General features: G+C 27.8%; 14 protein-coding genes. 6 read left to right on the top strand and 8 right to left on the bottom strand.

The genetic code is table 11. The features are described from left to right. Nucleotides 1-181: 181 nt before the first annotated feature. The 6 genes from QZ286_RS06215 to csx20 form a co-directional block, all read right to left on the bottom strand. Nucleotides 182-1,141 (bottom strand): dipeptidase, encoded by a 960-nt coding sequence (locus tag QZ286_RS06215; protein WP_291256104.1) that lies wholly within the window; start codon nt 1,139-1,141, stop codon nt 182-184. 21 nt (nt 1,142-1,162) lie between these two features. Beyond that, nucleotides 1,163-1,447 carry a hypothetical protein gene (locus tag QZ286_RS06220; RefSeq protein ID WP_291256105.1) on the bottom strand — a complete coding sequence of 95 codons (285 nt, stop codon included), beginning with the start codon at nt 1,445-1,447 and terminating at the stop codon, nt 1,163-1,165. A gap of 8 nt (nt 1,448-1,455) precedes the next feature. Further along, nucleotides 1,456-1,590, bottom strand: coding sequence for a hypothetical protein (locus QZ286_RS06225; RefSeq protein ID WP_291256106.1), 135 nt, complete (start codon nt 1,588-1,590; stop codon nt 1,456-1,458). A gap of 663 nt (nt 1,591-2,253) precedes the next feature. Then, nucleotides 2,254-2,538, bottom strand: a complete 285-nt coding sequence (gene cas2 / locus QZ286_RS06230; protein WP_291256107.1) for a CRISPR-associated endonuclease Cas2 — start codon at nt 2,536-2,538, stop codon at nt 2,254-2,256. A gap of 13 nt (nt 2,539-2,551) precedes the next feature. Then, complete coding sequence (gene cas1, locus QZ286_RS06235) at nt 2,552-3,304, bottom strand: CRISPR-associated endonuclease Cas1 (RefSeq protein WP_291256116.1); 753 nt, start codon at nt 3,302-3,304, stop codon at nt 2,552-2,554. Between the two features lie 338 nt (nt 3,305-3,642). Next, nucleotides 3,643-4,008 (bottom strand): CRISPR-associated protein Csx20, encoded by a 366-nt coding sequence (gene csx20, locus QZ286_RS06240; RefSeq protein WP_291256108.1) that lies wholly within the window; start codon nt 4,006-4,008, stop codon nt 3,643-3,645. Between the two features lie 153 nt (nt 4,009-4,161). On the opposite strand from csx20, the gene QZ286_RS06245 reads away from it, so the two are divergent. The 6 genes from QZ286_RS06245 (at nt 4,162) to QZ286_RS06270 (ending at nt 9,658) form a co-directional block, all read left to right on the top strand. Continuing rightward, nucleotides 4,162-5,901, top strand: a complete 1,740-nt coding sequence (locus QZ286_RS06245; RefSeq protein ID WP_291256109.1) for a radical SAM protein — start codon at nt 4,162-4,164, stop codon at nt 5,899-5,901. 91 nt (nt 5,902-5,992) lie between these two features. Next, nucleotides 5,993-6,628, top strand: a complete 636-nt coding sequence (locus QZ286_RS06250; RefSeq protein WP_291256110.1) for a CRISPR-associated endonuclease Cas6 — start codon at nt 5,993-5,995, stop codon at nt 6,626-6,628. A 135-nt stretch (nt 6,629-6,763) separates the two neighbouring features. Beyond that, nucleotides 6,764-7,120 (top strand): zinc-ribbon domain-containing protein, encoded by a 357-nt coding sequence (locus tag QZ286_RS06255; RefSeq protein WP_291256111.1) that lies wholly within the window; start codon nt 6,764-6,766, stop codon nt 7,118-7,120. A gap of 24 nt (nt 7,121-7,144) precedes the next feature. Further along, a complete protein-coding gene (locus QZ286_RS06260) occupies nt 7,145-7,765 on the top strand; it encodes a LysE family transporter (protein ID WP_291256112.1) in 621 nt (206 codons plus the stop codon). A 21-nt stretch (nt 7,766-7,786) separates the two neighbouring features. Further along, complete coding sequence (gene mnmA / locus QZ286_RS06265) at nt 7,787-8,866, top strand: tRNA 2-thiouridine(34) synthase MnmA (protein WP_291256113.1); 1,080 nt, start codon at nt 7,787-7,789, stop codon at nt 8,864-8,866. Between the two features lie 21 nt (nt 8,867-8,887). Further along, nucleotides 8,888-9,658, top strand: a complete 771-nt coding sequence (locus QZ286_RS06270; RefSeq protein WP_291256114.1) for a ferredoxin — start codon at nt 8,888-8,890, stop codon at nt 9,656-9,658. 115 nt (nt 9,659-9,773) lie between these two features. On the opposite strand, the gene QZ286_RS06275 is transcribed toward QZ286_RS06270, so the two are convergent. Further along, nucleotides 9,774-11,510 carry a phosphoenolpyruvate carboxykinase gene (locus tag QZ286_RS06275; protein ID WP_291256115.1) on the bottom strand — a complete coding sequence of 579 codons (1,737 nt, stop codon included), beginning with the start codon at nt 11,508-11,510 and terminating at the stop codon, nt 9,774-9,776. A 161-nt stretch (nt 11,511-11,671) separates the two neighbouring features. Then, nucleotides 11,672-11,785: a zinc ribbon domain-containing protein gene (locus QZ286_RS06280; RefSeq protein WP_291256117.1), complete on the bottom strand. Its 114-nt coding sequence runs from the start codon at nt 11,783-11,785 to the stop codon at nt 11,672-11,674. Nucleotides 11,786-11,788: the final 3 nt, after the last annotated feature.

The raw sequence follows: 11,788 nt of genomic DNA on the forward strand, positions 1-11,788 counted from the left end.
AAGATTGGCATTTGATAAAAGGACAATTAGCAATAGAATATGAAGAAAGACTGAAAGGTTTTTAGTTCCTTTCAGTCTTCAAAATAATTTAAAAATTAATAATCAAGAGATGATAAATACACAAAATTATTTACACTCTCAAAACCAGAGGTTGTAACTATGACCTCTGGTTTTATTTTGCTTATAATAAATTTTCTGCTATTCTCATAAAGTTTTCATAAGCAATCTTTCTTATATCACTTTCACTGTACTCTCTTCTTCTTAATTCCTCAATTACAGCATAAGCTTTTGAAGCATTTTCCAGTCCTTTTGGATTTATATCCTCCTCTTTTTTCTCTGGATTCAAATACTCACAAAAATCAAAACCTAGTGCTACATGTTTTACTCCTACAAGAGAGATAATATACTCTATATGATCTACATATCTTTCTAAATTCTGTCTAGCTGGATCAATAGCCACAAATCCTTTATAAGCATTTACTCCTATTATTCCATCTCTACTTGCAATAGCTTTAATCTGCTCATCAGTAAGATTTCTCCTGTGTTTGCATAGAGAATATGCATTTGAGTGTGAAGCTATTATCGGTTTAGTTGTATTGTTAAAAATATCCCAAAATGTCTTTTCATTGGCATGAGAAACATCAATAATCATACCTAATTTCTCCATTTTTTTAACAGCCTCTATCCCAATATCAGTAAGTCCTCTATTCTCATCTCCACCCACTCCTGTAGCTAAGTCATTCTCCTCGTTCCAAGTAAGTGATGCATGTCTAAATCCCAACTCATATAGAGTATCCAACCAATCCAAATTTTTACCAATAGCTCTTAATCCCTCTATTCCCATAAGAACATTTAATTTTTCCTCTACTAACCCTCTATTAAAATCTCCTTTTTTCTTGATTATATTAAAAAGTTCAGGATTATTTTTTATCTCATGGATAGTGGAATTGACTAGATGTAACATCTCTTTTACATCATCTTGCCCCTCTTCATAACCAAGATATGCTATGAATATACCTCCCATTATATTTCCAGATCTCATTCTATCCAAATGGTATCTCTCTACAATTCTCTCTTCTCCCAACTTTCTTTTTTTTGCTACATCATACCAAATATCTGCATGACCGTCAAACATCTTCATAGTTGCCCCTCCTAAATCTATTTAAAAGAAAATTATCTCTGCCTCTGCCTCATACCAAGGTCCCTCTTCATCTTCCCCTTCAGTTACAAAAAACTCTACCTGAACATCTTCAAGAGTTATTCCCACAGAGTTTAGCTCCTCATCTTGAAAAAACTCTATTTTCTTGAACTTTGTATTCTCAATTCTTTCAGCTATATCCTCTCTTGTTTCACACAGTTCTATTAAATCCTCTTCCAATGTGTAACCTCTCTTTTCAAACTCTTTTGCTATTGTTCCTAATTTTTTTGTTAATTTTTCACTCAACATATTTCCTCCTACTTAAACTTAAAAATTGTCTTCACTCTTTTTATTTTTTTCACTATTGAAAGAATTAATTTAATTTTCTTCATTTCAAAAGGTATTCTGTCTAATGCCCTTTCCATCTGCCTCTCTATCTCAGCCTCTGACATATTTCTCTTCAAATCTCTTCTCCTTATGAATCTCTCTACTTAAAATTATTTTTTAATTTTTGAAATGAGAGTTTCTTTTTAAATCAATAATATTTATAGCTTATATGTTATTTTTACCTCTTTTAACTGACACTACTATATCATATTTTCCTTAAAAAAACAAGGCAATTCACCTACCACTTATAGATGTAGATAACTTCTTCTCTATTAAGTTAAAGAGTTTCCTCTTTTTATTTAATTTCTTTGAATTTAAAATTATCCCAAATCAATATTTTCACTATACTACTTTTACTAATATTTTTTAGTGATATTTTTAAATTTGTTCCATTGATTTTTTTACTGAAATATGATATACTCTTATTTGTAAGGGATTAATTTTTTGAGATTAAAATTATAAAATTACACTTTATTTTAGCTGTAATACAGTATTTATAATAATCATAATATCTGTTAGCTAACACTTTTTTACAAAATATGTCCTCAATGCTAAAACAAAATAGAAAATATGTTTTCAATTTGAAAACATATACATGTTATATTCACTTTGCTCAAAGTAGCATAAATTGGAGTTTAGTTGCAATTTACCTATTTTGAGGAACGACCATTTAAAACAAGGTTTTTAAAAAAACAGGTAGAAAAAATCTACCTGTTTTAATTTATAGTCTAAATATATAATATCTCCTCTTCATATATCCTATAGTTTCCTAACTTTCCTATAGATAAAATATTAAAGTAATCATTTTTACTAATTGGAATACAGCAAATACTATCACTTTTTTTATCTATTAAGGCATCTATTTCTTTTGTCATCTTCTCATATATTTCAAGTTTTACTTCTCCTAAAAATACTGATTTTTGTATTCTAATAAATCCTATATTTTTGAGATAATCCGAAATTAATCTTCTAATTTTATCATTACTTACATCATAAGAAACCATATAATTCATAATACCAACTCCATTATTCTTCCAAAATTAACTTTTTTATATCTTTTATATCTATTTCGATTAATTTTTCTATGGAATATCTTTTGTTTTTATATGTTTTTATTTCCTTTAATTTTTCATTAAGATACTTGCTTACAACTTTTCTTCCAGTTATACTCAATACATTTTCTTCAAAATCTTTTTCATTAAGCATATTTTTATTCAAAATTTCAAATACACTTTCAAATCCTAAATATCTATATTTTTCTATAAAATCATACAATAATGGTAATTTCTCTCTTCCTTCTACATGTATTATCCCAATTGTCGAATCAAAACCATTAGCTAAAATAATTGATTTTATTTTTCTATACAAAATACCATAAAGATAATTCAAAGTTATATTGTATGGAGTTACAGCCTTTTTATGTTCTCTTACTTTAAACTTCCATTTTTCATCTAAAAGTTTAGAAATTTCACTATAATATATCTTGCTTGCTATTCCTTCAACCCCTCTTATCTGTTCTTTTATCTCCTCACTATCTCCTTTTATTCCTTTTAATTTGTTTATATATGAATTTAAAATAAATATTGGTTTTAAATCTTTTTTTCTTCTTTTAAATAGTGTTTCTAAATGTGCTTTCTGTTTATTCATTTTTTCAATTATCCAATTTTTACCAAGTTCTATTCCACACTCCTCTTGAAAATATTTATACTGTGCTTTTCTTAATTTTCCACTTTTCCCATCATTAACTTTATAAAGCTGTCCTAATACTGTTCCATCTATATAAGATTTGAGAGAAAGTCATTAAACTTTCTCTCTCAACCTTTTAATCTAAAATTTCATCAATAATATCTGCTATCACTCTTAATAAATCTCCCATATTTTACTACTCTCCTGAAATTAATCCTGTTAAAATTTCTCCAACTCCACCTAAGATTGCTATAACTTCTAATATTATTGTCTTTTCCTGCTTATTCATCCTATTTTCACTCCCTTAATAATTAATCAAAAATCTCTACTATTGTTCCAATTAGTAATATTCCTAGCATATTCAACACCTCCTTTTTCAATAATTTATTTCTTAGTTTTACTATCAGTTTCTATTTTTAAATTTTACTTGTTTAATATTGTACAAATCCTCTATGAACAAATTTCGATATTTTTACTATTGTTTCTCCCTCTTTTTTTTCTTCCACCTCTCTTTTAGTACTTGAGTATATGGGAATTAAATTATTTTCTTTACAGTAATTTACCATTTCATAAGTTGCTCCCCATTCCCCTTGAACTAATACATAATCTCCAATAGTTGTAACTTCTTTTAAAAAATCCTTAAATTCATTTAATTCTCTTTCCATTCCCAAATTTTGCCATTTTTCTTTCAACTCTTTAGGCATATATAAAATTTCACTACACTTTAAACCTTCTTTAGCATCTAGTTCCTGTTTTTCTGTTAATTGATGTGAAAATAATAATACTAATCTTTTCATCTTACCTCCAATATCTTTATCTTTATGTATTTATTATAGTATATGTTTTTACTTTTTTTATCTTATTTTTTACCTTTTTATTAAATTATTCACTTTCTTTATACCTCATGATATAATTACACTATAAATACTATAGTTGAGGTTGTGAAAAATATGAAAAATTTGGAGTTTAAAAAAATTGATGAAAATATAATTTTAATTTTAAATATTTGGGAATTGAATGAAGAGAATTATATAAATCTCATAAAAATTGAAAAAGAATTCAGTGAAAAGGGAATCCAATATATTGACATCTCCGTTTCTATTCAAGATATGGAAAATATTAAATTTCTTTTGAATAATGGGTATTATTTCAAAACTAGAAATTTTGATAGATACATTCTTGAGAAAGAGTGTTTTAGAGTAAAATCTTGGAGAATATCTCTTACAGAAAATTGTAACTATGCTTGTTTTTTCTGTTATGAGGAAGGATTGGATATGACCAAAACTAGAGATAATCCAAAAACTCTTGAAGATATTTATGATCTTATAAAATATGGTATAGATAATCACTATACAGATATCACCTTCACTGGTGGAGAGCCCTTACTTAAATGGAAAGATATTATCTACTATTTAGATAGATTAGAGTGTGAAAATCTATTTCCAGATATAACTATAGTTACCAATGGAGTATGTGTAAATGATATTCTTTTAGATAGAATAGAAAAATATAATGGAAAGATTAAATTTAACTTCTCAATGCACTCTCTAACCAAAACAAATTATCTTAAAATAGTCAGAGCTAAAAATAAAAAAGAGGACAACTTTGACATTGTTCTCAACAATATTAAAAAAATTAAAGCTAGAAATATTGAAATCAAACTTAATTTTGTTCTTCTAAAAGGGCTTAACACTTCTAAAGAAGAGATACAAGCTATATTAAATTTTGCTTATGAAAATAAGATTGATTATATAAAATTTCTTGAGCTTCTAATTACAGATAAGTTAATTAGTTTATACGGTTACTATTATAAACTTTCATCTCTTTATGAAGATTGGAAAGAAGAATTTAAAATTTTAGGTAAACAGCCAAGAAGAGAGGTTTATAAATATCGTGACAGAGTAAAGATTGAACTTCAACAATGTACTTGTAGTGCTGGTTGTTCTAATTGTCTTTTAAATAGAGATATCAATATTACAGCTGAATTAAAATATTATCCTTGTTTCATTCTTTCGGATAAAAATTACCTAGTAAATTCTAAAAATTTATTATCTGAAATAGAAAAAGGAAATCATATGATCACTCAATTTGGTAAAGAATATGGTAATGGAAATCCTCTGCTTATTAAAAATAAAAAATATATAAACCAAAAGATAGAATTCTACTATATTTCAAAATTAAATTCTAATTTCGGTAACTTCATCTCAATTTTAGAAAAAAATGGATATAAAAAAAGTGAAAAGAGAGATTTTAAAGAAGAGTACTTTATACCTAACTCTCCTAGTGAAAAATGGTTAAATTTTGAAATGGTTTATAAAGCTTTTTTAAATACTTATACGAATGAATATATTGAAACTATTCAAGAGCGAAATATTTTTACTTCTAAAGAAGATATTGGTTTTAAAATAACCTTCTTGAATCGTCTATTTGGTGAAAAACCTCGACAATTTAAAAATTTAAAGGATTATGAGGAGTTCCTAGCTAAATTAGATTTTAAACCTTACTTATCTCTTTCTTGGGAAACTCTCACTTTTTCTAAAGGAAATTCTAATATTAGCCTAGGTTATAATAAAGAATACGATAAAATAACCTTTATGACACAAGATACTGTTTTTGAAGATATTGAAATGAAAAAACTTCTCAAACTAGAACCTCTTTCTATTTCTCCCCAAAAATACCTTCTTAATTAAACTTTAGAACCTTTATACTACATAGTTCTAAAATATGATATAATACATATATATAATTAAATTATTATAATGAAAAAGGGAGAAAAATTTTATGAAAAAAGTAGATATAATTTTAAAAACTGATAGAAAATTCAATAATAATGCAGCTGAAGGATTAAGAGGATACTGTGGAAATTATTTTAGAAATATAGTTCAATTTCACAACCATTTAGATGAAATATCATTCAACTACAAATCTTCATATATACAATATCGTGTAATAGATGGAGAACTAGCTTTATTAGGAATAGATGAAGGTGCTGATATTCTTTTAGAGCATATTGAAGAATTAAAATCTATAAAATTAGGTGAGGAAATTATCGAAGTTAAACCTATAGTTACTATTACTTTCCCTAAGCCTGAAGTAACTGATACTCTATATAGATATAAGTTTGATACTCTTTGGTTTGCTTTAAATGACATAAACTATAAAAAATATATCAAGGGAGAGTTATCATTAGATAATCAATTGAGAAATAATATACTAGAATTTTTTAAAATGTGTAAAATTTGGGTAGATAAAAGAATAATTGCTAAAGGAGAGTTTAAAGAGGAAAGAATAATAAAAAAAGATACTGAAATTTTAGTATTTTCTGGAGAATTTGAAACAAATGCTCTTCTTCCTGATAATATCTCATTAGGAAAAAGAAAAAGTATTGGGCTTGGACGTATAAAAAGATTAAAATAATATTTCTCAACAAACACTTCTTTTTTTAAAACAGAAATCTTGATTTTATAAATTCTCTTTTAAACAGCTCTAGAATATGGTATAATCATCTAGGGAGTAATTCACAGTTTATTTACTTATAGTAAGGGAGTTGAAATGTTTTTTATTGGAGTTTTAGGAATAGGTAATAAAAATAAAAATTTGGGTACTGTTTCATTTAAATGTACTGGATGTATTAGTGAGACATTTTCTCTAATGGAGTTATCTCGAACTTTTGATATTTTTTTTATTCCAATTTTTAAATATTCAAAAGAGTATATAATTATTTGTAATAGTTGTAAGAGTGTTTACAAATTAAAAAAGAGTTCTATTTTAAAAGTTTTAGAATCTAAAAATGTAGAGTATGAAGATATTGAAAATATTATATTAGAAACGAATACCTGTCCTCATTGTGGTACAAGTATAGCGAGAGATTTTTCTTATTGTCCTAAATGTGGGAAAGCTTTAAAGTAAATTATTTTTTGGAGGTAGGTACCGTTGATATTAACAGCATTAAAAGGAGTCGTTACTGGATTAATACTATCATTACCCTTTGGACCTATAGGAATATACTGTATGGAAAAAACATTAATAGAAAATCAACGAAAAGGGTATATATCAGCTTTAGGTATGGTTACAGTTGATGTAATTTATGGATTAACGGCTTTGCTTTTTATTACTCGTGTAGAAGACATTATAGTAAAATTTGAATCTTTTTTACAAATTATTGTAGCTTTTTTTCTAATGTTTGTGGGTTGGAAAAAATTAGAGAAAAAAGTAAAAATAAAAAAAATAGAGTGTACTCCAGCTGGAATGATCAAAGATTATTTTACAACTTTTTTCTTAGCACTAGCTAATATTTCTAGTATTTTTACAATACTAGTTATTTTTACAACTTTAAAAGTATATGGTGAAGATGTTGACTTAGTAGCCCCATTCATTGCCTTTGGTATATTTGCTGGAGGAGCTGTTGAGTGGTTTATCACTACCTACATCATCTCTAAATGTACTAGAGTTTTAAACGAAGATAAATTGATTAAGATTTCAAAAATTTCAGGAGGGTTAATCTTTGTTGGAGGAGTAATAACTCTAGCATTAACTCTTATTAAGTTTTTTTAGAAAAAGGAAGGTTTGTTATAAATGGAAAATTTAAATAAAGACTTTGTAAAATACTTAGTCTACAATGAAAACAATAAAAATATAAAGATTGCTGTAGCTATGAGTGGAGGAGTAGATAGTTCTACAGTAGCTTATATTTTAAAAAAACAGGGATATGATGTGATTGGTATAACTATGAGAACTTGTAATCCTGAAGATGAAGATGCAAAAAGAGTGTGTGAAGATTTAGGAATACCTCACTATGTTTTAGATGCTACAAAAGAGTTTCATAGTAGTGTAATGAACTACTTTGTAGATGAGTATATGAATGGTAGAACTCCTAATCCTTGTATGGTATGTAATAAGCATATTAAGTTTGGTATGTTGATTGACTTTGCTCGTTCAAAGGGGGCAAACTTTATGGCTACTGGTCACTATACACAGCTGAAAGATGGAATTTTAGCTATGGGAGATGACCCTAATAAGGATCAGGTTTACTTCCTATCTCAAATAAAAAAAGAGAATTTAAAATATCTAATGTTTCCAATTGGTGATTTGGAAAAACCTAAAGTTAGAGAGTTAGCTGAATTTTTAGGTGTTAGAGTTTATGCTAAAAAAGATTCTCAAGAGATCTGTTTTGTAGAAGATGGAAAATTAAAAGAGTTTCTTTTGGAAAAAACTAAAGGAAAAGCTGGAAAAAAAGGGAATATTGTAACTGTTGATGGTAAAATTTTAGGTCAACACAACGGATTATCTTTCTATACAATTGGACAAAGAAAAGGATTGGGAATATCTCAAGAAAAACCTCTCTATGTTATCAAACTAGATGGAAAGACTAATAGTGTTATTGTTGGTGATAATGAGATGTTGTTTAAAGATGAGTTAGAAGCTAAGGATATAAACTTAATCTCTGTAAACTCATATGAAGATCTTGACGGAATAGTTTGTTGGGCAAAAACTCGTTCAAGAGATAAATTACATAAGTGTACTTTAGAAACACTAAAAAATGGAAATTTAAAAGTTAAATTCTTAGAAAATAAAGTTAGAGCTGTAACTCCAGGGCAAGGAGTAGTTTTCTATGATGAAAATAAAAAGGTTTTAGGAAGTGGATTTATAATTTAATTAAAATAGAGGGGGAAACTTATGACAATAAAAAAAGTTAGGTACTATTATTTTAGCCCTACAAACACAACTAAAAAAGTGGTAGAAAAGATAGCTGAAGGACTTGGAGTAGAGATGATAGAGGAAAATATTACCTTTATTGACAACAACAAACCAAGTTATGATAATGATGAGGATACTTTAGTAATTGTTGGTGTCCCTGTCTATGCTGGTAGAGTTCCTCAAGTGATACTCCCTACATTAAACAACATTAAGGGAACTGGCCTAGCTATCCCAATTGTGGTATATGGTAACAGAGCCTATGAAGATGCACTAGTTGAGTTAGAAGATATTCTAAAAGATAATGGTTTCTCTATCTTGGCTGGTGGTGCTTTTATAGGTGAACATTCATATAGTAAGAAAGTTGGAACAAATAGACCTGATACAGAAGATTTAGAGATAGCCCTAGAATTTGGAAAGAAGATAAGAGAAAAATTAGAGAGAAATGATCTTTCTCAACCTACTCTTCCTGGAAATCGTCCATACAAACAGGGAATGCCTAAACTTCTATTTACACCTATGGCTAATAACAACTGTGTCTATTGTAGAAAGTGTTGGATAGTGTGTCCTGTAAAGGCAATTGATCCTAGAAAACCTGATATTGTTGAAGTTGAAAAATGTATACATTGTTATGCTTGTATCAAAATTTGTACTTTTAATGGTAGAGAGGTTTTTAATAATCCTATTCAACCTATTATTGATATGCTTGAAACTAAGTATATTGAGAGAAGAGAAGCAGAGATATATTTATAGTATAAAATAATAAGGAAAAAATTACTGTAATAGTTATGTTTATATATAAATCTACTACAAAAATTTTTTCCTTTTCTTTTACTATTTTTTCAGCTAAAATCTATTCTTAAATTATTTAATCCTTTATCAATTCAAATAATTTTTGTGCTGCCTTAAGTGGTCCATCTTTCTCCATACCTTTTATTCCTAACTGAGTTTTTATCTCTCCCACTTTAACACCCTTATTAAATATCTCTTTAAAGAATCTTTCAATTAAGATATTAGTTTCTTCCTGTTTCTGTACAGGTCCAAATGGATTAGCAAAGTATGAATCCACTATTCCAACCTCACTTGTAGTTCCCTTAGCCATTCTTCTTCCAGCCTTAAATACTTCAATAGCTTCACTAGGAGTAGAGAAAAATTCCAACTCATTATCCTCTACCTTATCATAGTTATTAGCATAGAAAAAGAAATCTATTGGATAACCTTTCATAATATCACTATAAGAAGCTATTGGAATTATAATTCTTGAGTTTTTCTTATCTGGGTTCATAAATATACTTCTATCTATCTCTTTATAAGCATAGCCAGTATCTAAGTCATCTAATCTTACAAATGCCCCTATCTCTGTACCTATTCCCAAAGGAGCTCCATTTTTAGGATTCAACATCAATGTTCCCATATCATCAAATATTACTTTCATATCCTTTACATACTTCTCACTCAGATTTCTAAATGCTTCCAAACTCTCTGATTTTCCAGCTCCACTATCCCCCATTATCACTATGTTATAGTTCTTTCCATTTTTCATTATAACATGTACCATAGCTCCATGTATTGGCAGTCCACCTTTTTTTATCATTCTTATATTATGAAGAGTTAGTATCATCTTTTTCATATATCCAAAATAATCTATATCCTCACCATAATTAGCATAGCCAACCAACATATCATTCTCTTTATCATCATAGAAAACTGTCTTCATCTCTCTATCATAATCTTTTACTCCATACATATATACAATATCTGGCTTTCTATTTTTGTACTCCTCTTCTCTAGCCAATTCAAATAGATTACATAGTGCCACTCCTTGTGACATAAAAGATCTATTAAAATATACAAAAGCTAAAGATTCTCCAACTTTTGCTGGATAACAAAACCAGTTCTCTTCATTTATACATACCTCTTTCAAAGGATTTTCAAATACCTCTTGGAATATCCCTGTTCTTGTATTTCTCTTAGGATATGTTATAAATGGTGGCTGAAGTATCACAGTTTCAATAAATGGTATTCTCTCTAAAACTGAATATTCTGCTGGACAGTTTCTATTCATATCATTCAATATAATTCCAGCATTTATCCCAGCACTCAACTGTCTATATACTCTATGTTTATACCCCATTATAGTCTCTTCTATTTGACGATAAGTACTCAATATCAGATTTTTAAAATTATTTATAGCTTCAATAAAGTTTACATTTTGAAGTCCTTCACCCTTTTTACTATTTCTTACAATTGCATATCTCTCATATCTTCTCCAGAATGTGTAAAGATTCTCTATAAACTCTATCAATGTATTCCTATCTTCCAATAATTTACAGTATTTCTCATCTAATTTAGCCAGTTCATCAGCTTCTAAAACTATTAACAGTTTAAATAATTTTGTAATCTCCTGAACTAAATTACTATTTTTTCCACAACAATCCTTTATATAGATATATACAGGTGTCTCTTTTTTTTCAATTTTTTCAATAAAAGCTGTAAGAACTCTTTTAAATCCATCACTATCTAATAATGACTCCGAATTATTACAATACTTTACTGTAAAGTTAACTGTTATACTATTTCTATTGATCGTTGCTTCTTGTCTCATTTTTATCCGTTGCCAAAAATCTATAAAAATATAGAAATTTGTTTATTTCCTTCTTCTCAGAGTCTGATTTTGCCGTAGCTACTTTCGTTTTATATAACTCTCCAAAGGCTTAAATTCGGATACAACGAATCCTACACATTAGCATTTTCTTGTTTGTGAAATTATGCTAATTTATACATAGATAAATTTAGTGAAGCATTATAATCTCTATCAATTATCGCTCCACAATGTGGACATCTATAAATTCTATCTTTTAGTTTTAAATCTTTTTTTATATA

The sequence above is a fragment of the Fusobacterium sp. genome (assembly GCF_019012925.1).
Taxonomy (GTDB): Bacteria; Fusobacteriota; Fusobacteriia; order Fusobacteriales; family Fusobacteriaceae; genus Fusobacterium_A.

Excerpts from the sequence above, each read along its gene's own strand:
- QZ286_RS06220 (WP_291256105.1), bottom strand. The coding sequence starts at position 1,447 with ATGTTGAGTGAAAAATTAACAAAAAAATTAGGAACAATAGCAAAAGAG.
- cas2 (WP_291256107.1), bottom strand. The coding sequence starts at position 2,538 with ATGAATTATATGGTTTCTTATGATGTAAGTAATGATAAAATTAGAAGA.
- mnmA (WP_291256113.1), top strand. The coding sequence starts at position 7,787 with ATGGAAAATTTAAATAAAGACTTTGTAAAATACTTAGTCTACAATGAA.
- QZ286_RS06255 (WP_291256111.1), top strand. The coding sequence starts at position 6,764 with ATGTTTTTTATTGGAGTTTTAGGAATAGGTAATAAAAATAAAAATTTG.
- QZ286_RS06215 (WP_291256104.1), bottom strand. The coding sequence starts at position 1,141 with ATGAAGATGTTTGACGGTCATGCAGATATTTGGTATGATGTAGCAAAA.
- QZ286_RS06270 (WP_291256114.1), top strand. The coding sequence starts at position 8,888 with ATGACAATAAAAAAAGTTAGGTACTATTATTTTAGCCCTACAAACACA.
- QZ286_RS06275 (WP_291256115.1), bottom strand. The coding sequence starts at position 11,510 with ATGAGACAAGAAGCAACGATCAATAGAAATAGTATAACAGTTAACTTT.
- csx20 (WP_291256108.1), bottom strand. The coding sequence starts at position 4,008 with ATGAAAAGATTAGTATTATTATTTTCACATCAATTAACAGAAAAACAG.
- QZ286_RS06250 (WP_291256110.1), top strand. The coding sequence starts at position 5,993 with ATGAAAAAAGTAGATATAATTTTAAAAACTGATAGAAAATTCAATAAT.
- QZ286_RS06245 (WP_291256109.1), top strand. The coding sequence starts at position 4,162 with ATGAAAAATTTGGAGTTTAAAAAAATTGATGAAAATATAATTTTAATT.
- QZ286_RS06225 (WP_291256106.1), bottom strand. The coding sequence starts at position 1,590 with ATGTCAGAGGCTGAGATAGAGAGGCAGATGGAAAGGGCATTAGACAGA.